We start from the raw sequence: 22654 nt of genomic DNA, 5'->3' as shown, positions 1-22654 counted from the left end.
GGTGGTTATGAAAAGGATATTTGTTATTGATGACGAGCGCTATACACTTGATTTTTTTGAAGCATTGTTGATGGATGATGAAGATATAGTTGTATACAAATATGATTCTCCTTTAAAAGCCTTAAACGATATAGATAAAATTTATCCAGATTTAGTTATTACCGATATATTAATGCCAGAAATGGATGGTCTAGGAGTATTAGAATTTATAGTTAAGAATTATCCTGATATAACTGTGATACTTATTACAGCTTATGCTTCCATTGAGAAGGCTGTAGAAGCCATTAAAAAAGGAGCATTTGATTTTATTACAAAACCGTTTGAAGATTTGGAAGAAGTAACAGTAAGAATTAAAAAAGCTCTGGAAAACAGTCAATTAAAAACGGAATTAAAAACCTTACAAGAAAATATTAAAGAGGTTTATGGTATTGAAAACATTGTGGCAAAAAGTAAGCAGATGCTTGATATTTTATCACTTATAAAAAAGATAGCTAGAATTAATAGTAATGTGTTAATTACTGGCGAGTCAGGTACAGGTAAGGAACTGATTGCAAGAGCGATTCACAGTTTAAGCGATAGAAAAAGTAACCGTTTTTTACCGGTAAACTGTGCTGCAATTCCTGAAAATTTATATGAAAGTCTTTTCTTCGGATATGAAAAGGGAGCTTTTACTGGTGCTTATACGAATAAAAAAGGGTATTTTGAGGAGGCCAATGGTGGCACCATATTTTTGGATGAAATAGCTGAGACCTCACTTAATTTCCAAGCAAAATTGCTTAGAGTGATTCAGGAAAGAACAATAAAAAGATTGGGATCTTCTGATATTATTAATGTGGATATAAGGATAATTGCGGCTACTAATAAGAATTTAAAAGAAGAAGTGGCAAAAGGTAATTTCAGGGAAGATTTATATTATAGACTGAATGTAATTAATATTGAAGTTCCCCCGCTGAGAGAAAGGAAAGAAGATATTCCTTACTTGGTAGAGTATTTTATGAAAAAATATTCTAAAGAGTTTAGTAAAGATATAAAGAAGATTTCATCTGAATTTTACAAGTTTTGTTATGAGTATGAGTGGCCTGGTAATGTGAGAGAGTTGGAAAATATTATCGAAAGGTGTGTTGCTTTGGAAGATGGAGAAGTGTTAACGGATAAATATCTGCCAAATGAATTAAGTCAAATTAAAACTAAAGAGGTGAAGCCTTATAAACTTGCTAAAGAAGAGTTTGAAAAAGAATATATTAAAAACCTTTTAATGATTACTGGGAACAGTATGTCTGAAGCCGCTAAACTTGCAGGTATAGATATTTCAACATTACATCGAAAAGTTCAGAAATACTTTAAAAAATGAAAAATAAAGTTTTATTAATAATAAGTTTATTCTTTTTATGCAATGGGATTGCCTGGTCTCAATTAGTATTAAAAATTAGTCATGTAGTGAAAAACAACAGTCCAAAGGGGAAGGCCGTAATTTATTTTAAAAAGATTGTAGAGAAAGAGAGTAAAGGAGCAATAAAGGTAGAGATTTATCCAGAAGGTATTCTTTTTGACGATAGAGAAGCATTGGGTGCTCTAAAAAATGGTTTGATACAGTTTGCAGTTCCAAGTTTTTCAAAATTTGCAGATATTGTACCAGAATTTCAAATTTATGATATACCATATTTATTTAAGAATATACAGCATGTACATAGGAGTTATTTCGGTAAAATAGGTAATTTATTGAAAAGTAAGTCATATGAAAAAGGTTATAAACTGTTGGCAATGTGGGATAATGGATTTAAGGTTATTACAAATAATAAAAGAAAAATAAAATATCCTCAGGATTTAAAAGGACTAAAGATAAGGACTCAGGGAAGTAAAGTGATTAATAAATCTCTTGAAATTGTGGGTGCTGTACCTGTTTCTAAACCTTTTAAAGTTGTGGTGGATTTACTTAAAGCAGGTTTGATTGATGGTCAGCAAAATACTTATAATAATATTTATACACAACAATTTTTTAAATATCAAAAATATTTAACTATTACGAATAATGGATTTTTAGGGTATGTTTTTATTAGCAGTGTGAAATTCTGGGAAAATCTTGATATAAAGAGCAAAGAAATAATTTTAAATGCTTTGGAAAAGGCAACGATATATGAATATGAGTTAGCTGAGGAGATAAATTACGAAGATTACTATAGAATTATTATACATTCCAATATTGAGATAATACCGTTGAATGATAGGGAGAAAAAGATTTGGGAAGATTTTTATTATGAACATTATAATGTATTTTACGAATTCATTGATAAAAAAATTGTGGATGAGGTGTTTAAATTAGAGTAATATTTTATAATTTGATATTTGCTGTAATGCTTTTTATCTCATTTGTATATGTTGATCAGCTAATTATCTTCAATATCAGTAGTAAGTTACATATTGTTTTGATCAACTTCTTAGTTTTCATTTCTATCATGTCATTATTAAGTGGAAAAATGTATTCTTTTGAAAAATATATAAATAATCAGCAAAATATTTTGAATCATGTTTTTGTGATTATATTTATTTTCTTACTTACTTTTAATACGTTATACTTCTATTTCTATTCAATAGTTATAATTATTTATTTTTATGGTAGAGCAAATAAATGGTTTTGATATTTATTTAGTTAATATTTTTACATATTTGGTAAGTATTTCATTGCTAATTGCTTTTTTTCTGAATATTAATTTAGGGCAACTGCAATTTCTTATGTATATTTCATTAAAGAGAGTTGTAAATTCTGATGAATTATTTGTAATACCATTTTTTTTGTTGTTATCTCAGTTATTTATAAAAAGCAAACTATTTGATAGTAACTTATTTTTTATACTAAATTCAAAGATTCCTAAATTTTTTAAATTTTATTTTATGTTTTTTCTAACTTGTTCCTTTTTACCATCTGCAGTATTTGCTAACAGTTATATAGTAAGATTTTTGAAAATGAACTGTTTTGCTAGTGATGAAGATAAAATTTGTTTAGCTCAGTTTTTTTCAGTATTTAACTTTATAAGCCCAATTTCTATACCAATATTGATTTATGCTTATCTTTTGAGATTACCTATAAAAACTGTTATAATAATGTTTATACTGTTGTCGCATATATTTTTTATAGTAGGTTATCTGTATTTATTGAAAAAAAGAAATTACAATTTTATGAGAAAGAAAAGCAATAAAATTGATGTATTATTTTACTTTTTTATTATGATTTTCTTTTATTATTATCTTTTCATTCCAGAGTCCATTATGAAGGTTGTTTCTGTTACTATTGTGATTACATTTGTATATTCTTTATTCACAAGGAAATTAAATGTAGTAAGAAATGCTTTATTGGTGAGAGATGTTTTATTTAGAAGTGGTGTGATTGTTTCGATTTTAATTATGCTTTTTTTTATGAATATGATAATCATTTATGGAAAATACAACGTATTAACATCAAACTTTTTTACTTCATTTCTTTCAGATAGATATATCATTATTGTATTTTTACTATGTGTAAGTTTTATTTTGTTGCAGTTTATAGATCCAATGGCTGTACTAATTGTTTTATACCCTTTTTATCGCATCTTAATAGATGAATATAATTTTAATGAGTATGTTTTTGGCATGGGATATATTTTATTTCTATCATTAGGTTTTTTTAGTTATATAAAAAACTTAGTAATTGAAAATTATATTTTAAAGTTTAAAATAAGTTATGAATATTTGGGGCATTATTTTTTAAAGCTGATGTTATTAATTTCTTTGTTATCTTCAGTTATTATGATTTTTATATGAGGGTGCTATGTATAAATATATTATTAATGCAGAAGATATCGATGTGTTAAATCAAGATGAGAAACTATCATCAATGGTTGTCGAGGAATATTTTAAAGGGAATAAAGAATATATCATTTATTCTGAAGAGGATTTAATTAATAAATTGAAAAAATATAATATTAGATTTGATTTACAAAAAATTGTCGATGAGGATTGGAGTGTTAAGTGGAAAGAATATCTAAAAGACGGATGGCTTACATATACTACCTATTTTACACATACTCCAAAACAGTTTGATGACAGAGATGTATTATACATTAATCCATCTATGGCTTTTGGGACAGGTGATCATCCTACAACGAAAATTGCTGCAAGACTTTTGGAACCTTTAGTAAAAGATAAGGTAGTGTTGGAAGTTGGTTCTGGAAGTGGCATATTATCTATTTTATCTGCTAAGAAGGGTGCTAAAAAAGTTTTTGCATGCGATAATGATATAAATACATTTGGTAATTTTAAAGAAAATTGTAGATTAAACAACGTAAATAATATTTATATGTGGTGTGGTTCAATTGATTCTTTCAAAACATCTGTTAAAGTTGATATTGTGGTTGCAAATATTATCAGCAGTGTTCTTTTGATGATAAAAGAAACGATTTTTAATATAAATCCTGAGTTTATAGTTTTTTCAGGTATATTGGTTGGGGAAAGGGAAACATTTCTAAAGAAAGTATCAAATAATTACCAAATAGACAGGGAGAATATAATTGATGGATGGTGGGGGGTGAGATTAAAGAGATGTTAGCTGCGATTGGTGATATCCATGGATGTATAAAAACAGTTAATAAACTCATAGACAAATTGTTTGCAAAATATGATATTGATACATTTATTTTTTTAGGTGATTTTGTTGATAGAGGTGATAATGCTAAGGATGTTTTGGATTTTATTATTAACTTTTCAAAACACTATAATTCAATATTTCTAATGGGCAATCATGAAGATATGATGTTAGATTACTTTTTTTCTGAAGGTAAATATGATGCTAATGTTTGGTTTGAAAATGGAGGTAGATTAACGATAAAATCCTTTGACAAAGAATTGTTTTTACGATTAATTTCTTTTCAAAATATAAAAAAAGATTTTGTTAAAAAGTTTGATAATTATTTAAATTTTATTAAAAGCTTTAAATTTTATCATACTGTGGAAGGCTTTGAAAAATATTTTTTCAGTCATGCTGGGTGTTTAAAAATTGATTTGCCACCTGAGTTTCATAATGACGTGGTTCCCGATAATAAAAAGAAAATATTTTTTCCTTATCTTTGGAGTAGAGAGATAGATTCTTACGACAAGAAGATTGAAAACACAGTTGTTATTCATGGGCATACACCTGTTCAAAAATTGAATGGAGAAAGTACTCCATTGGTAAACAGAAGTGATGAAGGTATAATATCAATTAATATTGATACAGGGTGTGTTTACGGATTTAATTTGAGTGTTTTAATACTTAATGAGGCAACTGGTGAGTTTGATTTTGAGGTAGTACGGTGTCTGGATTAGCATCTATTTATGAAGATATCGATAAACTGTCTAAGGAAATTTTACTGTCTCATGAAAACAGTCATTATATAAAAAATGTTTTAAGAAAAAAAGTTGGTGAACATATACAAATTTTTTCAAACAAGGAAAAAGGAATATTTAAAATCAAAGAGGTAAAAAAGAAACTTTTACTGTGTGAAAAGATTGAGGTAAAACAATATGAAATAAGTGAGAAGAAAATCAAGGTTTATCAAGGTTTAATGAAACGGGAATATATGGATTTTGTTGTTGAGAAGTATGGTGAATTAGGAGTTTATGAACTAAATATTGTTTTAACTGATTATAGCATAAAAAATATTACTGAAAAAAATTTGCTAAGATACAAGAAATTGTTAATTAATGGAGCAATGCAGGCAGATTTGGACTTTTTACCAAGAATAAATTTATTAGAATCTGTATCAAATATTAATGATGATTGTGATATGAAGCTGTGTTTTTATGAGAAGATTAAAAATAAGAGTTTTATTCATAAAGTAGGAAAGACTGTTTCCATCTTTATTGGACCTGAAGGTGGATTATCTGATAAAGATGTAAATATTTTAAAAGAAAAAGGATTTCTTTTAGTATCACCTTTAAAAAGTGTTGTTAAGGCTGAAACAGCAGCAGTAGTTTTTACTGGGATAATTAGAGCATTGATGGATTGCAATGAATTTATTTAATAATTGGGATGTGTATTTTATGAAAAAAGCTATTTCTCAGGCACTTATTTCTTATGACAATGGTGATGTGCCTGTTGGAGCTGTCATTGTTAAAGATAATGAGATTATTTCATATGGTAGGAATAGAAAAGAGGAAAAAAGAAATGCATTATTGCATGCAGAAATTGAAGCTTTGAATAAAGCTATTAAGATATTGGGGGATTGGCGCTTAAAAGGCTGTAAAATGTATGTAACATGTGAACCTTGTATAATGTGTGTAGGTGCTTTACTCCATTGTAGGTTAGATGAAATAGTATTTGGAGTGAATGAGCCTAAATTCGGGGGAGTTATTTCCAATGCTAGGCTTTTTGATATTCCATATAATCATAAAATAAGATATAAGTATGGTTTACTGGCAGATGAAATAAAAAATATCATGCAACAATTTTTTAAAGAATTGCGTAAGTAGATATTTATGTATTTGTAACGGTATTTGAAAAAAATAACTAGTTGCTTGATTTTTTCAAATCTGCCTAGTATTGTATCAAAAACAATTTGAGAGGAATAAATGATTGGTGTGGATAATGAATTAAGGTTGCATGATTTAGATTTTGAAATAAGTGTTGAAAGTAGTCTTAAAAATTTAAAACCACATCCAAAATTCAGTAGTTGTTCTTTTGAAAATTATTATCCTGATGAAAAGTATCCTTCACAAAGCTATGTCAAACAGATGCTTTTTGAAAAAATCAGTAAATATAATGATTACAAAAATAGGCCTATAATCAAAAAAAAGTCTTTTTTCTCTTTTTTTGGTAGAAACGAAAATAACGAAAATAGAAGTTTTAAAAACGTTTATTTAGATGGTGGTTATGGTGTTGGTAAAACTCATTTACTTGCCGCATGCTACAATGTTGCAAAATGTAAAAAAGCGTTTATGTCATTTTCTGAATTATGCTATTATATCAATTATATAGGCTTAAATGAGAGTATAGAAATTTTTTCGGATTATGATTTACTCCTTATAGATGAGTTTGAGATTGATGATCCAGCTACTGTAAGGATAATGGCAAAGTTTTTTTCAGAATTAAATAGAGATACTTTAATTATAACCACATCTAATACATTGCCTGGAGATTTAGGGAAAAACAGGTTTCAGGCTGATGAATTTAAGCGGGAAATGGGGGTTATTGCAAACACTTTTAAAGTTGTAGTTGTAGAGGGAGAAGATTATCGTAGTAAAAAAGAGGTTTGGAAAAGAACTTTGGATAGAAAACCTTTTGAAGTTGTTTACGGTGAATATAGTCCTTCTTTGGACAGGAAAAAAATGGTTGTAAGTTTTGATGATTTGATGGCTCAGCTTGAGCAGATACATCCTTTTAGATTTTTTATAATACCAGAGAATGTTGAAGCTGTTTTTATTAGAGATATGAAACCGTTTCCGCTTTTAAATGGTGCATTGAGGTTTACTCATTTTGTAGATTTATGTTATTATTATAATACAAAATTGTTTATTAAATCAGAATATGATTTAGAAGATATGTTTAGTAAAGAAATGTTGGAATCTTGTTTTGAGAAGAAATTGAAAAGGTGTATATCAAGATTAAGTGAACTAGGCATTTTTTACCACAATTAAGTTTTGGAGAAGTCAGTGATAAATTTTTTAAAAGAGATAGTAATAGAAGCCGGAAAGATTATTAAAGAAAATTTCAATAAATCAAATACGGTACATTACAAAGGAAAAATAGATTTAGTAACTGAAATAGATATCAAAGTTGAGGAGTTTATCAAAAAAAGGCTTGAAACTATTGAAGGGGATTTCAATATTGTTGCTGAGGAATCCTTTGATGGGAATTTGCCTGATGATAAAGTAATATTATTGGATCCTATTGATGGGACTACAAATTTTGTTCATGGTTTTCCTTTTGTAGCTATTTCTTTAGCATTAATAGATAAAGATTATGAGTGTGGTATTGTTTATAATCCCATTTTGGATGAGATTTTTACTGCTGAGTCTGGTAAAGGTGCTTATTTAAACGGTGAGAGAATTTTTGTATCTAAGACAGATAATTTAGAGAAATCTTTAATTGCTACCGGTTTTCCTTATTCTTCTGTTGTAGAAAATATTGATAAATTATTAAAATTGTTGTCTAATGTATTAAAAAATACAAGGGGGATTAGAAGGGCAGGCTCTGCTGCTTTAGATTTATGCTATGTGGCAAAGGGTGTGTTTGATGGTTATTATGAGAGTAACTTAAAACCATGGGATGTGGCAGCTGGCAAAATTGTAGTGAAAGAAGCTGGTGGGGAAGTTTTGAATATTGAAGGTGAGAGTTACACTTTTAGTGATAAATTTATAATTGCTACAAATAAATTTATAACAAAGGATTTATTAAGGTTGTTGAATGGCGTTTAATTCCCAATTAATTGGTGATTTGAAATCTATATCAGTTCCGGATGTTTTCCAGTGGGTTTCTCAAAATAGAAAATCGGGCTTTCTTTTTTTTCAAAGAGAAACAGAAGAAGTGAAAGTATTTTTTTCTGATGGTTTTATTATTAATACATCATCTAATATTCCTGAATTTTTATTAGGAAAATTATTAATAAGGTACAAAAAGATTGATAAAAAAAATTTAGCAAATGTTTTAAAAACTCAATTAAAGGAGAAACGTCCTTTAGGACAATTGTTAATTGCAAAAGGTTTTATTACTAAGGATGAGTTAAATGATATAATAAAACAACAAATTATTGAAATAACTGTATATCTATTAGGGTGGGATAAAGGATATTTTTATTTTGAAGAAAAACGTTATAGTAAAAATTTAGATTTTAGTATTAGTGTTGATGAGATTTTATTTGAATGTATTAGACGAAAAGATGAATTGGATTTGTATAAAAAAGTATTGGATGAAAGTGACATAATTAAAGTTGTTGATTCTAGTGATTTGTCAGGGGATTTAAAAAAATTTATAGATGGTAAAAGATGTATAGGTGAAATATTATTTGAGATAGGTGGAGATTATCTTGAGACCTATAAACAGTTATATCAGCTTTTTTTAGATAAAAAGATTGAAAAGATAGGTAAAAAAGAAGTTAAAGAAGACCCCACAGTTAGCTTTTTAGTGGCGTTAGAACTTTATGGTAGAGGTCGAATTTATGAATCTTACAATATAACTAAAAATCTCTATGATAAATATAAAAGTAGTCAAATAATTAAAAACTTCTATCAAAATCTTGTGATATTTGTAAATAATTTCTTTGAGAAAAAAGTAGGGGGGGAAAATTCTTGTTTTAAAGTGAATAGTTATAAATTGCTAGATCAAAGAATTTTTCTAACTCCTAAAGAAGGTTTTATCTTATCTAGAATAAGTGAATATCCTTGTTTTGATGAATTATATAAAGTTGTAAATATTGAAAAAACTGAGCTTAAATTAGTTTTGATTAAGTTGTATAAATTAAATTTGATTATGTTGAAAGAAATTAGACGTAAAGAAACTAAAGAATTAGAAGGAGATACGCTATTATCGTTATTGTATATTATGAAGAACGAATTAACTGGGGCATTGGAGGTTATTAACGAAAAATTTACCGGGGTATTCTTTTTTGAATCTGGAAAGTTTAAGATAGGATATTCCTTTTCAGAGAATTATAATTTTAGTAAGTATTTACAAAACGTTAAAGATATTTCTTTGGTTGATGAAAAAGATTTCAGCAAAACATTAAAATATATTATTGATGAAGATATTTTAAGTTTTGATGAGCTTAAAAGGGTTCTTGAAGTTTATGATAATATGCTCATTCAAGAGATTATAAAAACGGAACCAATTTCAAATATTTTCATATTCAATGAGAAATTTACTTACGATATAAGCATTTCTTTAAATCTTTTTTATCTAATTTTATTTGTTGTGTCTGGGTATAATGTTGATGTTAATGTAGATTTTGATTTGAACCAGAGTTATGAGTTGACAGTACTGGAAAAAGAGTTGTTAGAGATGGCAGAAGAGTACCATGCGATTGTAAAAATTTTGAGTAGTTTTGATAATAATAGATTGGACAGGGAAGTTTTAAGGCAGTTTAGTAGTAGTGAGATAAACATTTTGAAAATTCTGTATTACCTTGATCTTATTAAACCTGTAAGTCAGGATGATTTAGATGTTGATGAATTAAAGGAGTATTTAAACAATTTACAAAAAATGACCCCTTATGAAATTTTTGGAGTAAATAAGGATAGTTTTGATATTGATGAAGTAAAAAAAACATATGTTAATCTATCAAAAAAATACCATCCTGATTTATATGAGGATAAGCAAAAAAAGGCACTTGCTGATGAAATATTTAGGATAATAAAAGAGGCATTTGATTTGCTCACTTCAAAGGAGAAGGAAGAGGAAAGTGAATTAAAAATTGATGCGAAAAAGATATTCTTGGCTGAGCAATTGCTTACAAGTGGTAAAATTTATTTGAATATGGGACGCATATCTGATGCTGTAGATTCTTTTATGAAAGCATATGAAAATTTTGGGCAGGATGAGGAAATTAGATGTTATTATGGACTAGCTCTAATAAAATTAGGTCGTTTTCAGGAAGGATTTAAAATATTAAATAGTATAGACTTTACAAAATTCAATGATCCTAATCTTTATTTTGCCTTTATGGATGCGTCTATCAAACTAGGTAAAAAAGAGAAAGCAAGAAAAATACTCAATAAATTTATAACTGAGTTTAAAAGTCTTAGAAAGAAAGCAGAATTTTATCAGCGCAAATTATCATTATAATTTTCTTTAGATCAATAATTCTTATGGTCAAATAAAATGATTTTATAGTGAATTTTTTTATTAATGTTTAATATAATCAAAAATTGTTAAGCATAATCAAATTTATTGTTGACTATCCTTTTTAGTTTAGTTAGAATTAAATAAGTTTAATAGAAAAATGTTTTAAAAGAGGTTGCAGTTGCTCGAAGTCAATAGAATTTATTTGAGTTTTGGCGGGATAATGGCCATTGCAGGTGTAACATTTAATGTTAATAAAGGTGAGATTTTTTCAATTATTGGGCCTAACGGCGCAGGTAAAACAAGTGTTTTAAATACGATTACAGGTATTTATTTTCCTGATAGGGGGACTATTAAATTCGAAGGGAAGGATATCACAAAGCTTGTTGTTCATAAAAGGGCTAAACTTGGGATAGTTCGGACATTTCAAAATCTTGAATTGTTTAAGGGAATGACAGTTTTGGAAAACCTGATGCTTTCAAGACATATATTCATGAAATACGGTCTTTTTTCTTCAATTTTGTATTTTGGTAAAGCATTGAGGGAAGAGGTAGAGCATAGAAAGAAAGTGGAGGAAGTAATTGATTACCTGAATCTTAACAGTGTCAGAAAAAAATATGTGTATGAACTTTCTTATGGCTTGCAAAAACGGATTGAGTTGGCAAGAGCTCTTTGTTTAGAGCCAAAATTACTTCTCCTTGATGAGCCGATGGCAGGTATGAATATGGAAGAGACAGAGGATATGGCTCGCTATATTCTTGATATAAATGATGAATTAAACACAACCATTATTTTAATAGAACATGACATGAATGTGGTGGTTGATATTTCAGATAGAATAATGGCTCTTGATTTCGGTGAAAAAGTATGTGAAGGGACTCCTTCAGAAGTTATTAATAATGAAAAAGTTATTTCAGCATATTTGGGTGAAGAGAAGTGGTTATAAAAGAAACTTTGTTAGAGTACTTTCTGGAAAATTATAGAAGTAAAAAGGATAAAGTAGCATTACGTGAAAAAGATTATGGTATCTGGAAAGAAATTTCTTGGTCTGAATATTTTAAAAAGGTTGCGTTGCTTGCAATTTATTTTGAGCAATTTGGTATAAGAAAAGGGGATACTATTGCCATAATAGGAGACAATAAGCCTGAGTGGGTAATTGCAGAATTTGCTGCTCAACTTATAAGAGCATATCCTGTGGGTATTTATCAAGATTCTGTTGTGGAAGAAGTGGAATATTTGCTGACAAAAACCGGTGCTAAAATGGTTATCGCTGAAAACCAAGAGCAGGTGGATAAGGTTTTAGAAGTTGCCAGTAAACATTCTTTAATTAAGAAAATAATCTATTATGACAACAGAGGTATGTATTTATATGATGATGAGAAATTAGAAAATTTTGAAAATATTGTTAATAAAGATGTGGATATTGAAATACTGGAAAAGTATTTTGAAGATAAGTTGAGATTGGTTAGTAGTGATGACATAGCGGTTATGTGCACCACTTCTGGGACTACTTCAAAACCAAAAGTGGCAATGCTCACACACAGAAATTTGATTTTTATGTCTACGAGTCTAGCAAAGGCTGATCCAAAATATGATACTGATGAATTTGTGTCATTCCTTCCTCTTCCCTGGATTGGGGAACAGATGATGAGTGTGGCAAGTGCTCAGATTTTTGGCTTTGTGGTTAATTTTCCAGAAAGTTATGAAACGGTTGAAAATGACATGAAAGAGATTGGACCACATATTATTTTTTCTCCTCCAAGGGTTTGGGAAAATATGGCTTCTTCTGTTTTTATGAAAATGATGGATTCTACACCGTTTAAAAATTTTGTTTTTAATAAATGTATAAAAATTGGTTATGAATATGCAGATTTAAAATTTCAGAAAAAATCACCTACTTTGTATCAGAAAATTAAATATGCCTTAGCTTATATAATGCTTTTTAGAAAATTGAAGGAGAGACTTGGTTTTAGCAATTTGAGGAGTGCCATGACAGGTGGAGCTGCACTTGGCCCTGACACTTTTAGATTTTTTCATGCTATTGGAGTAAATTTGAAGCAGATTTATGGTCAGACAGAAATTTCAGGCATTTCGTGTATCCATAGAAATGATGATATTGATTTCACATCCGTAGGGAGACCGATTGAAGGTACTGAAATAAAGATAACAGAGGATGGAGAAATTATATCAAGAAGTCCTGCTGTTTTTGCAGGGTATTACAAGGATGAAGAAGCTACAAAAGAAGTATTGAGAAATGGTTGGCTTTACTCTGGTGATGCTGGTTATTTCGATGAAAATGGAAAGCTGGTAGTCATTGATAGGAAAAAAGATTTAATGTATCTTTCGAATGGCACCATGTTTTCTCCACAATTTATTGAAAATAAACTGAAATTTAGCCCTTATATCAAGGAAGCTGTGACTCTTGGCAATAAGAGGGATTACATAACTGCGATATTAAATATCGATATGGGGATTGTGGGGAAGTGGGCTGAGAACAACAAGATTGCTTATACAACATATACGGATTTAGCAGCAAAAGATGAGGTCTATGAACTTATTGCAGATGAGGTTCGCAAAGTAAATAGTGATTTGAAAGATGAGCATCAGATTAAGAAATTTGTGTTGCTTTACAAAGAGTTGGATGCTGATGACGGTGAGTTGACAAGGACAAGGAAGGTTAGAAGAGGATTTATCGAAGAAAAATATAAAGAGATAGTTGAAGCTCTATATTCGGATAAAAAAGAGATAAATATTGTTGCAACTATTAAATTACAGGATGGTAGGGAAAGAAAGATCAATACGGTTTTAAAAATATATTTTTTGGAATAGTGGTGGAGGTTGCTTCATCTGCTATGCTCAGAGGCTGGCAAGTATAGCAGATTCGCAGTAATGGAAATTGAGTTGGTGAGGTGTTTGGGATGAAGCAATCTAAAATTTTATAATATGAGGTAGTGGGCAATGGAACTTTTTTTTAATCTTCTTATCACTGGATTGGTTGTTGGAAGTATTTATGCCCTTTTGGCTTTGGGGTTTACACTTATATATAAATCCACAGGTGTAGTTAACTTTGCTCAAGGAGAATTGCTTTTAATCGGTGCATATATCTGCTTACATTTAACTGTAAGCTATAGGGTACCTTTTATCCCCTCATTTATACTTACATTTATTTTTATGTTTTTATTCGGTTTTATCATTGAAAGAATATTTTTACGCAAAATGATAGGGGAACCTATTATTTCCATTATAATGCTTACCATTGGTCTTTCCTCATTACTCAAGTCAGTGGTTCAGATTTTTTGGGGAACTGATACGAGAGTATTTCCAAAGGTTTTTCCAAGTGAGCCGGTAAATCTTTTTGGGATTAAAGTTAGTCAGGTATATATATATTCCGTAATAAGTGTGGCTATTTCATTGGTAATTTTTTCAGTTTTTTTCAAAAAATCTAAAGCTGGTGTGGCGATGAGAGCTGTGGCCAGTGATCAGCAAGCTGCCTTGTCAATGGGAATTGAGATAAAAAAGGTTTTTGCTCTTGCCTGGGCCATTGCTGCTGTTGTTTCTGCCGTTGGCGGTGTTTTTGTAGGAAATATTAATGGGGTTAACACAAATCTTTCTCAATTTGGACTCAAAGTTTTTCCGGCTGTTATTTTAGGTGGGCTTGATAGTATTTCAGGAGCAATCATTGGAGGAGTAATTATTGGTATCCTAGAAAATCTGGTAGGTGGTTATGTCGACCCTCTTATAGGTGGTGGTGCCAAAGAAGTTTTTCCATTCATATTTATGATTATAGTTTTAATGATAAAACCTTATGGACTTTTTGGAACTGAAGAGGTCGAAAAAGTATGAATTATGTCAACTGTGGAAATTTCAAAACCAGCTATGAGAAGGATTTTGCTCTTTATCAGACCACTTTTTCCAAAGTTGTATTGATAATTTTCCTTGTTCTTCTATTTCTTTTCCCTTTTGTGGCTACTGATTACCTTTTGTATATATTTAATCTTATTTTTGTTTCAGTGATTGGTGCAGTGGGGTTAAATATTTTGACCGGTGCCACAGGACTGATTTCATTGGGGCATGGAGCCTTTATAGGTGTTGGTGCTTATGCAGCAGGTTACTTTTACAATACGCTTCATGTTAATTTTATCGTCGCTATATTGTTTGGTGGTTTAGCAGCAGCTTTCATCGGGAGTATTTTTGGTATTCCGTCTTTGAGATTAAAAGGGTTGTATTTATCCATTGCCACATTGGCTGCCCAGTTTATTTTAGAGTTTTTATTTGTGAGAATGGAGGGGATTACAGGCGGAGTTACCGGGTTATCTGTAGATTATGCGAAAATATTTGGTATTGAGATAGATGATGATTTCAAGTTTTATTATCTTGGTTTAATTTTTTGTATTTTAATGACCATTTTTGCCGTGAATATCATGAGAACAAGGATAGGGAGGGCATTTTTAAGTATAAGGGACAATTACATTGCTGCAGAGGTTATGGGTGTAAACATTTTTCAGTATAAAATTTTATCTTTTGCCATAAGTAGTTTTTATGCCGGAGTTGCTGGAGGACTATGGACTTTTTATACAACAATTATTACTCCTGAACATTTCACGATAGGTGTTTCCATCCAGTATCTTTCAATGATCATAATCGGTGGACTTGGAAAAGTTCTTGGAAGTATCTTTGGTGCTGTTTTTATGACGGTGCTGCCTGAGGCGTTGAAATTAATTTCTGATTTTCTCTCACAGTATTACCAAGATATTACGCAATTGTTTGCTTCGATTAGGGAAGGTGTATTCGGTTTAGTAATTATACTATTTTTGATGTTTGAGCCGGAAGGGCTTTATAGAAGATGGAAGTTGATAAAAGCTTACTGGAAGCTTTGGCCATTTTCTTATTAACAATAAATGGTTAGCGCAAAAAGCGCTAGCAAAACTACAAGTTTTAAGGATGAGAATGTCATTTAATATGCTTGCAATAATGGGTGCTGGCGTCACCCATTTTATGAAATAGAGAGGGAAATTGTTGTTGTTTTTAATTAGTTGTGTAAAAGAAGCGAGAGGAAAAAATTTTTCTCATCGTATATTAGAAATATGGAATAAACAATTAACAAAGAGTTAAAAAAAGGTTATGTAATGTATGGAGCACTGAAGGTGAACAAGGACATTTTTCTCATTGGTTGTAAGAAACCGTTGAGAATGTTGTCCCCACCTTCAGCTTTCCAAATACTGGACGGAACATTAGGCTACGAGCCTGTATTATGTTGCGATGATAGTATAAAGGGAAGCAAAGCTCAAGAAAAAATATAGGAGACATTATAAAATGAGAAGATTTGAAAATGTGGTAGGTATTGATGTATCAAAGTCGACATTGTCAATAAGTTTTTATGATGGATCTACGCACAAGTATTACGAGACGAGCAATAGTGTAAGATCTTTTACTAAAGATTTTCTTAAGAAAGTAAAAGGAGTAGATTGGTCGAAAGTACTTTTTATGATGGAAAGTACAGGAGTATATCATTTAAAATTAGCCACCCATTTGAGTAGGGAGTTAGGTTACGAAGTAAGTGTAGCTAATCCGATGTCAATAAAGAAATATTCAGATATGAATTTAAGGAAGGCAAAGACAGACAAATCGGATTCCAAATTGATAGCGGAATATGGGCTGGAATATGGTTATAAATGGAGATTTAAACCTAAGGATGAATTATATTATGAGATAGATAGTCGTTTAAAAGCAATAGAGGATTTTCAATCTCAGATAAATAGATTGAATAATCAGATAGAGGGATTTAGCCAATTGCCATATGAACAAGAAGAGGTTATATCGTGTTATAAAGATGTAATTTCCGCCTATAAGAGCAAGATTAAGAAATTGGAGCAGGAACTAGAGGTTTTGTTGAAAAGTCGTTATAGAGAGGAATATGAGTTAGTTATGAGTATTCCTGGAGTAGGTATGAAGTTAGCGTCGATAGTGTTGGGCAAATTGGAGTGTTTTCGTAATTTCAAGAGGGCGAAGGAGGTTGTTAGTTATATAGGTTTGTGTCCTTCTATTAGGGAATCTGGGACATCTGTAAGGGGAAGGGGACATATATCAAGGAGAGGAAATGCTTATATAAGGAAGATATTGTTTGTATGTTCATTGTCAGCGATACGGTATAATAAATTTTGTTCAAATTTGTATAGAAGGCTTTTATCATCAGGTAAAGCGAAGAAATTGGCGATAATAGCAGTAGCGAATAAATTGATAAGGCAAATATTTGGTGTATTAAAAAACGGTAGGCCATATGATCCAGAATATTTAAAAAATTTAACAGAGGTTACAGAAAATGGTTGACAATTAACACGGAACATTCTCATGGCACGTCCGGTGCCACTGCGAGGCAAGTTCCTCTAAAACCGCCGTCCATGGCGGTTTTATGGGAACTTAAACCCGAAAAATGTTTTTCTTCTCGCTTATAAAAAAAGAGTTTTTACAAAAATTAGGATGACGCCAGCGACCGGCGTGTTGTCGTTGAGAACGTAGAGCGTTAAAAAAAGCAACCTTTATGGTTGCTTAAATATAGTGTGGAGGATGTCATGAAAAGGTTTTTTGTCATATTTTTAACTTTTGTGCTGTTTGTGAGTTTAAGTTATGCCAAAGAGGTGAAAATAGGTGCTTTGGTGGATTTGACTGGCCCTACTGCTGATGTGGGTAAAGCGTATGCAGATGGCGTTAAAGATTGTGTGAGATGGTTTAATGAAAATGGTGGATTAAATGGTGATAAAATTAAACTGATATTGATAGATTATGGATACAAAATTCCTCAAGCTATATCAGCTTACAAAAAGTTTAAAAGGGAAAAAGTCGTAGCTATTCATGGTTGGGGTACAGGCGATACGGAAGCTCTAACAAAATTTATAAAAAAAGACAAGATACCTTATTTCAGCGCTTCATATTCTGAGCATTTAACTGATGCAAAGAAAAACCCTTATAACTTTTTAGTGGGAGTTACATATTCTGATCAGGCACGTATTGCATTAAAATATATTAAACAAAATGGTGTGAAGAAGACGGTGGCTTTTATTTATAATGATACGGGATTTGGTAGATCTCCGTTTTTTCCAGATGGTGAAAACTATGCCAAAGAGATTGGTGTGAAAGTGGTGGATAAAGAAGTGGTGGGGCTTAAATCCCTTGATGCTACAAGCCAATTGTTGAATATGGCAAAACATGATCCGGAATATGCTTTGGTGCAGGAAACGTATATGGCGACATCTACAATTTTAAAAGATGCAAAAAAGCTTGGAATAAAAACGAAATTTATAGGTTTTAACTGGACTTTTGGCAAAACTCTTATAAAGCTTGCCCAGGATGCTGCCGAAGGTTTTATGGCTACAAACCCTTTTGCTTTATGGACTGATACCGATGTGAAAGGGATAAAGTTTCTTCATGAATTAAATAAAAAATATCATCCGGATGTGACTTATAGAAAGATTAACTACATTCAAGGTTTCAGCAGTATGTATGTGATGCTTTCCGGGTTGAAAATGGCTAATAAAAATTACAAAGGGGAAAATTTGAAGAAGGTTTATGAGTCCATGAAAGATTTTGATACAATGGGACTTACTGCACCAGTGACATTTACAAGCACAAGTCATAAGGGTGTGAGAGCACTTAAAATTTATAGAATTAATAATGGGCAAATGAAGCCAATTACTGATTATATTTCGGTGGAGTAATGCTTAAGGTAAATAATATTGAAGTAGTTTACAATGATGTCATACTTGTTTTAAAAGGTTTATCTTTAGAGGTAAAGGAGGGGAGTATTACTTCCCTCCTTGGCTCAAACGGTGCAGGTAAATCCACTACATTGAAAGCCATATCGGGGCTTTTAAGGCCTGATAACGGGGAAATTACTGATGGAGAGATAATTTTTGACGGTGAAAGGATTGATAGAAAAGATGCTGCCGAGATTGTGAAGATGGGTATATTTCAGGTAATGGAAGGTAGGAGAGTTTTTAAAGATTTGACGGTTGAAGAGAATCTAATAGCCGGTGCTTATACAAGGAAAAATGCTGAAATAAAAGATTTAATAGAAAGAGTATACACTTATTTCCCAAGATTGAAAGAGCGCAGAAAACAGCTTGCCGGATATATGAGTGGGGGGGAGCAGCAAATGATTGCCATCGGTAGAGCTTTGATGGCGAAACCGAAGCTTATTTTGATGGATGAACCGTCGTTGGGGCTTAGTCCGTTACTGGTTAAAGAGATCTTTAAAATTATTGAAAAACTCAACAAGGAAGAGGGGACAACCATATTGCTTGTGGAGCAAAATGCCAATATGGCGTTGTCCGTATCTAATTACGGGTATATTATGGAAAATGGTAAGATTGTGCTTGAAGGAAGTGCTGCGGAATTAATAGAGAATGATGATGTGAAAGAATTTTATTTGGGGCTGGGTAGTAGAAAGAGTTTTAGGGATGTAAAACATTATAGAAGGAGAAAAAGGTGGCTCTCTTAAAACAGTTTTCAAAAGTTTTATCTTTTTTAAAAAAGAATAGAAATCATCCTTTTATTCAATATCAGTTGAAAAGATCAGGGCTGTCTGTGGATGATATCAAAGATTATGAGGACTTTAAAAAGATAAAGATAATTGGCAGAAAAGATTTAGCAGATTTGTCGAAAGATATAGATAGTTATTTAAAACTTTTTGAAGTGTGTCCGCACAAAATTTTTGAATCTCCGGGTGGAATTTTCAATTTTTTATTCGATAAATACTGTCAGTACAGATTTTATAAAGCGTTAGAGATATCAAGCTTTGGTGCCTGTGATGTTGTGATTAATACTTTTGCATATCATTTGACTCCTGCAGGTGAAATGTTTGAGGAGGCTGCTGAAAAGATTGGAGCCACTGTTATTCCTGTGGGGCCTGTTAGCAGTGAAAAATGTGCTGATTTAGTGGTTAGGACAAAGGCTACTGCTTTTATCGGGACAAAAACATTTTTGAAAAAAGTTTTAGAGAATTTAGGTGATAGAAATTCTCTATTAAAGGCATATTTAATTGCTGAAAAAATTACGGAAGAAGAGCGAAAAGAACTGGCTGAAAAGTATAATATTGAAATTTATCAAGGGTATGGAACTGCTGAAGTGGGATTGATTGCAACGGAGTGTGAATATAAGGATGGGATGCATATAGATGACGAGCTGTTTGTGGAGTTTTTGAGTGTCGACCATACTGAGAATGTGAAAGAAGGGGAATTGGGGGAAGTGATTGTTACTTTATTAAATGAAAAATTTCCTCTTATCAGGTATGGGACAGGTGATTTGTCTAAATATATTTTGAGTGAATGTAAATGTGAAAGAGAAAGTATAAGAATATTAGGTATATTCGGAAGAACCGATTCTTCAGTAAAAGTGAAAGGAGTTTTTATTCACAAATGGCAGTTTGATGAATTTTGTAGTGCAAATTCCATTGCTGGAAGGCTTGAAGTAAATTCAGATGAAGAGAAATTTGATTATTTAATTTTGAGAGTAAACAGTAATGTAAAAGACATTCATAAAAAGTTTAAAGATGTATTTAAGGTGAGCTTAAAAGATGTTATAATAGATGAAAAAATAAAAGAAAACGAGATTATAGATAACCGTGAATATCTAAAGAAGAGGTAAATAGAATAGTTAGCTTTACAACAGGCTAACTATTTAAAATAAAAATTTTTTTATAAATAAGTAAGTAAGTTTTTTGAGTTTTTACAAACTTTATGAGTAAATGCGGGGAAAAATTGAGTTTTTAATAAAGATTGCTTCTCTATTATTGAGTGCGAAAAGAATTTTTAGAGGAGAGTAGTTATGTTTGTAAAAGATTGGATGAAAAAAGACGTTGTGGTTGTAAATAAAAACGATACGATTTTAGATGCGCTACATTTGATGAGAGAGCATGGTTTTAGAAGACTGCCGGTTTTGGATGGTGAAAAACTTGTTGGTATTATTACTGAAAAAGATATAAAGGACTTTTCCCCTTCGAAGGCAAGCACTCTTGATATCTACGAGCTTCATAATGCCTTGGCAAAATATGAAGTGAAAGATGCCATGACGACAGATGTAATCACGGTAAGACCGGAAGATCCCATTGAGAAAGCAGCCATTATTTTACGTGACAAAAGGTTTGGCGGATTACCTGTGGTAAATGATAAGGGGAAGCTTGTTGGGTTGATTACAGCTGTGGATGTTTTTGATGTATTTGTTGAAGCAATGGGGATAAGGGAAAAAGGAGTAAGAATAAATATCCTTGTAGAAGATAAACCGGGAGCAATTGCTGAACTGGCAAAAATTGTTAAACAGTTTAGTTTAAATATTATAAGCCTTGCAACATTTTATATAAAAGAGAAACCTGGTTTGAGAGATCTTGTTTTGAGGATTAATGGAGATGAAAAGAATATAGAATTGTGCGTGGAAGAGATAAAAAAAGCTGGTTTTGATGTGACAAGTGTACTAAAAATGGGGGATATAAACGGAGTTCAATTATACAATTAAAAAAATTATAATGAAATTCTTTGCTAACTCTTACAATCTTGTTTTTTAAGGGCAAATGGCGCAGCATTTAAGTTTTGTTTGAAGAATTTTTAACGATGACTAATTAGTTGCCACTGAACACGTGTAATAAAGCATTTGAGTGATATATTGATTGCGGATAATTCAGGTTTTATTGTTCAAAATTAGAATGTGTGCCATACTATTACACGTGTTGAAAAAGTGGCAACTAATTAATAGTTAATATGTTTTTCCTTATTATACTGATTGTTATCCATCAATCACTAAAATCTGTTATCTTATATAATTTATTGTAAACTCTAAACCTTTTCGGGGGTTTAAAGGGGGCTTGCCCCCTTTAAGTATCATCTTTGCAAATATCACAAATGAATAATTTTCCATTTATCAATAAAATACACTTTTTCAGCAGTAACTAATTAAAGGGTTAAAGCATTTTAAATTGTTTTTAAATTGTGGTTTCTGTTTAGTGCATATTTCTCTTTTTCTGTCACATCTTTTGTAAAAAATACATGCGTTGTCATATGATTTGCTGTTTTGTTCAATTGTTCCAGGTATTGAGTAGAGATATTCTTCTTTATGCTCAATATCAGGAACGCTCTTTTTAAGTGCATATGTGTATGGGTGCTTTATTTTGCCGTCTTGTAAATCAGATTTGGTAATGAGCTCCATTGTTTCTCCAGCATACATTATGAGTATTTTATCTGTTATCATTTCCAGAAGGGATAAGTCGTGGGATATAAAAATGATGGTTAATCCTTTCTCTTCTTTTAGTTTTAGAAGCAGATTTATAATTTTTGTTTGAGTGGTTACATCAAGGGCTGTGGTAGGCTCATCTGCAATCAATACTTCTGGGTCACTTGCAAGGGATAGGGCAATCATAACCCTTTGATTCATTCCTCCACTCAAATTAAAAGGATAGCTCTTAAGTCTTTCTTCAGGGAAATCAATTTCCACTTTTCGTAATAAGTTTATAGCAATTTTGCGAGCAGTTTTTTCATCACACTTTTTGTGCAACTTTATCGTTTCGATTAGTTGTTCACCAATTGTTAGCACAGGGTTTAAAGATGCTGTTGGATTCTGGAAAATCATGGAGATTTTCTTACCTCTAATTTCATTAAAGTCTTTATCAGATTTTAATTCTTTATCTTTAAAAAATATTTTTCCACTTTTCTTAATTAAAGGATACTTAATCAATCCGAGTATAGTTTTTGCAAGGACAGATTTACCTGAACCTGATTCACCTGCAATACCAAAGAGTTCACCTTTATTTACTTGCAGGTTTATATCTCTTAAGATATGAATATCTGTTTTTTCTAACTGAACATTAAGGTTTTCAATTTTTAACATGTA

Annotated in this window: 20 protein-coding genes; 19 read left to right on the top strand and 1 reads right to left on the bottom strand. The window is 31.0% G+C overall.

All coding sequences use genetic code 11. The features are described from left to right. Window positions 1-7: 7 nt before the first annotated feature. From FHQ18_RS00800 to FHQ18_RS00710, 19 genes are all read left to right on the top strand, one after another. A complete protein-coding gene (locus FHQ18_RS00800) occupies window positions 8-1351 on the top strand; it encodes a sigma-54-dependent transcriptional regulator (RefSeq protein ID WP_149265268.1) in 1344 nt (447 codons plus the stop codon). Next, entirely contained in the window at window positions 1348-2325 is a 978-nt protein-coding gene (locus FHQ18_RS00795; protein WP_149265267.1) for a DctP family TRAP transporter solute-binding subunit, read from the top strand. Before FHQ18_RS00800 ends, FHQ18_RS00795 begins: the two co-directional genes overlap by 4 nt. 285 nt (window positions 2326-2610) lie before the next feature. Beyond that, entirely contained in the window at window positions 2611-3795 is a 1185-nt protein-coding gene (locus tag FHQ18_RS00790) for a hypothetical protein (protein ID WP_149265266.1), read from the top strand. Between the two features lie 7 nt (window positions 3796-3802). Continuing rightward, window positions 3803-4579, top strand: a complete 777-nt coding sequence (locus tag FHQ18_RS00785) for a 50S ribosomal protein L11 methyltransferase (protein WP_149265265.1) — start codon at window positions 3803-3805, stop codon at window positions 4577-4579. Next, window positions 4549-5334: a metallophosphoesterase family protein gene (locus FHQ18_RS00780; protein WP_149265264.1), complete on the top strand. Its 786-nt coding sequence runs from the start codon at window positions 4549-4551 to the stop codon at window positions 5332-5334. Before FHQ18_RS00785 ends, FHQ18_RS00780 begins: the two co-directional genes overlap by 31 nt. Then, the gene (locus FHQ18_RS00775) at window positions 5322-6032 is read left to right on the top strand and encodes an RsmE family RNA methyltransferase (RefSeq protein ID WP_149265263.1); all 711 of its coding nucleotides are present in this window, start codon (window positions 5322-5324) and stop codon (window positions 6030-6032) included. The genes FHQ18_RS00780 and FHQ18_RS00775 overlap by 13 nt, the downstream gene beginning before the upstream one ends. Then, complete coding sequence (locus FHQ18_RS00770; protein WP_149265262.1) at window positions 6019-6480, top strand: nucleoside deaminase; 462 nt, start codon at window positions 6019-6021, stop codon at window positions 6478-6480. Before FHQ18_RS00775 ends, FHQ18_RS00770 begins: the two co-directional genes overlap by 14 nt. Before the next feature lie 99 nt (window positions 6481-6579). Then, window positions 6580-7644 (top strand): AFG1/ZapE family ATPase, encoded by a 1065-nt coding sequence (zapE, locus tag FHQ18_RS00765; RefSeq protein WP_149265261.1) that lies wholly within the window; start codon window positions 6580-6582, stop codon window positions 7642-7644. A gap of 15 nt (window positions 7645-7659) precedes the next feature. After that, window positions 7660-8424, top strand: coding sequence for an inositol monophosphatase family protein (locus FHQ18_RS00760; RefSeq protein WP_188020304.1), 765 nt, complete (start codon window positions 7660-7662; stop codon window positions 8422-8424). Then, a complete protein-coding gene (locus FHQ18_RS00755) occupies window positions 8414-10786 on the top strand; it encodes a DUF4388 domain-containing protein (RefSeq protein ID WP_149265259.1) in 2373 nt (790 codons plus the stop codon). The genes FHQ18_RS00760 and FHQ18_RS00755 overlap by 11 nt, the downstream gene beginning before the upstream one ends. Window positions 10787-11006: 220 nt before the next feature. Further along, a complete protein-coding gene (locus tag FHQ18_RS00750) occupies window positions 11007-11729 on the top strand; it encodes an ABC transporter ATP-binding protein (protein ID WP_149265403.1) in 723 nt (240 codons plus the stop codon). Then, window positions 11720-13612: an AMP-binding protein gene (locus FHQ18_RS00745; protein WP_149265258.1), complete on the top strand. Its 1893-nt coding sequence runs from the start codon at window positions 11720-11722 to the stop codon at window positions 13610-13612. Before FHQ18_RS00750 ends, FHQ18_RS00745 begins: the two co-directional genes overlap by 10 nt. A gap of 129 nt (window positions 13613-13741) precedes the next feature. After that, complete coding sequence (locus FHQ18_RS00740) at window positions 13742-14626, top strand: branched-chain amino acid ABC transporter permease (protein WP_149265257.1); 885 nt, start codon at window positions 13742-13744, stop codon at window positions 14624-14626. After that, window positions 14623-15675: a branched-chain amino acid ABC transporter permease gene (locus FHQ18_RS00735; RefSeq protein WP_149265256.1), complete on the top strand. Its 1053-nt coding sequence runs from the start codon at window positions 14623-14625 to the stop codon at window positions 15673-15675. The genes FHQ18_RS00740 and FHQ18_RS00735 overlap by 4 nt, the downstream gene beginning before the upstream one ends. A 421-nt stretch (window positions 15676-16096) precedes the next feature. Next, complete coding sequence (locus FHQ18_RS00730; RefSeq protein WP_149265152.1) at window positions 16097-17110, top strand: IS110 family RNA-guided transposase; 1014 nt, start codon at window positions 16097-16099, stop codon at window positions 17108-17110. A gap of 242 nt (window positions 17111-17352) precedes the next feature. Beyond that, window positions 17353-18495: an ABC transporter substrate-binding protein gene (locus FHQ18_RS00725; RefSeq protein WP_149265255.1), complete on the top strand. Its 1143-nt coding sequence runs from the start codon at window positions 17353-17355 to the stop codon at window positions 18493-18495. Next, window positions 18495-19277, top strand: a complete 783-nt coding sequence (locus FHQ18_RS00720; protein ID WP_149265254.1) for an ABC transporter ATP-binding protein — start codon at window positions 18495-18497, stop codon at window positions 19275-19277. The genes FHQ18_RS00725 and FHQ18_RS00720 overlap by 1 nt, the downstream gene beginning before the upstream one ends. Beyond that, entirely contained in the window at window positions 19265-20422 is a 1158-nt protein-coding gene (locus FHQ18_RS00715) for a phenylacetate--CoA ligase family protein (RefSeq protein ID WP_149265253.1), read from the top strand. Before FHQ18_RS00720 ends, FHQ18_RS00715 begins: the two co-directional genes overlap by 13 nt. A gap of 180 nt (window positions 20423-20602) precedes the next feature. Further along, entirely contained in the window at window positions 20603-21286 is a 684-nt protein-coding gene (locus FHQ18_RS00710; protein ID WP_149265252.1) for a CBS domain-containing protein, read from the top strand. Between the two features lie 420 nt (window positions 21287-21706). Here the strand turns inward: FHQ18_RS00710 and FHQ18_RS00705 are convergent, their stop codons facing one another. Next, entirely contained in the window at window positions 21707-22651 is a 945-nt protein-coding gene (locus tag FHQ18_RS00705) for an ABC transporter ATP-binding protein (RefSeq protein WP_149265251.1), read from the bottom strand. Window positions 22652-22654: the final 3 nt, after the last annotated feature.

The sequence above is a fragment of the Deferribacter autotrophicus genome, from assembly GCF_008362905.1.
GTDB lineage: Bacteria > Chrysiogenota > Deferribacteres > Deferribacterales > Deferribacteraceae > Deferribacter > Deferribacter autotrophicus.
This window is presented reverse-complemented; position numbering and strand designations above follow the sequence as displayed.

Bases quoted from the DNA above. Each gene is read 5' to 3' on its own strand.
- FHQ18_RS00795 (WP_149265267.1), top strand. From the start codon at position 1,348: ATGAAAAATAAAGTTTTATTAATAATAAGTTTATTCTTTTTATGCAAT.
- FHQ18_RS00740 (WP_149265257.1), top strand. From the start codon at position 13,742: ATGGAACTTTTTTTTAATCTTCTTATCACTGGATTGGTTGTTGGAAGT.
- FHQ18_RS00725 (WP_149265255.1), top strand. From the start codon at position 17,353: ATGAAAAGGTTTTTTGTCATATTTTTAACTTTTGTGCTGTTTGTGAGT.
- FHQ18_RS00735 (WP_149265256.1), top strand. From the start codon at position 14,623: ATGAATTATGTCAACTGTGGAAATTTCAAAACCAGCTATGAGAAGGAT.
- FHQ18_RS00800 (WP_149265268.1), top strand. From the start codon at position 8: ATGAAAAGGATATTTGTTATTGATGACGAGCGCTATACACTTGATTTT.
- FHQ18_RS00720 (WP_149265254.1), top strand. From the start codon at position 18,495: ATGCTTAAGGTAAATAATATTGAAGTAGTTTACAATGATGTCATACTT.
- zapE (WP_149265261.1), top strand. From the start codon at position 6,580: ATGATTGGTGTGGATAATGAATTAAGGTTGCATGATTTAGATTTTGAA.
- FHQ18_RS00750 (WP_149265403.1), top strand. From the start codon at position 11,007: ATGGCCATTGCAGGTGTAACATTTAATGTTAATAAAGGTGAGATTTTT.
- FHQ18_RS00770 (WP_149265262.1), top strand. From the start codon at position 6,019: ATGAATTTATTTAATAATTGGGATGTGTATTTTATGAAAAAAGCTATT.
- FHQ18_RS00730 (WP_149265152.1), top strand. From the start codon at position 16,097: ATGAGAAGATTTGAAAATGTGGTAGGTATTGATGTATCAAAGTCGACA.
- FHQ18_RS00785 (WP_149265265.1), top strand. From the start codon at position 3,803: ATGTATAAATATATTATTAATGCAGAAGATATCGATGTGTTAAATCAA.
- FHQ18_RS00710 (WP_149265252.1), top strand. From the start codon at position 20,603: ATGTTTGTAAAAGATTGGATGAAAAAAGACGTTGTGGTTGTAAATAAA.
- FHQ18_RS00705 (WP_149265251.1), bottom strand. From the start codon at position 22,651: ATGTTAAAAATTGAAAACCTTAATGTTCAGTTAGAAAAAACAGATATT.
- FHQ18_RS00790 (WP_149265266.1), top strand. From the start codon at position 2,611: ATGGTAGAGCAAATAAATGGTTTTGATATTTATTTAGTTAATATTTTT.
- FHQ18_RS00755 (WP_149265259.1), top strand. From the start codon at position 8,414: ATGGCGTTTAATTCCCAATTAATTGGTGATTTGAAATCTATATCAGTT.
- FHQ18_RS00780 (WP_149265264.1), top strand. From the start codon at position 4,549: ATGGTGGGGGGTGAGATTAAAGAGATGTTAGCTGCGATTGGTGATATC.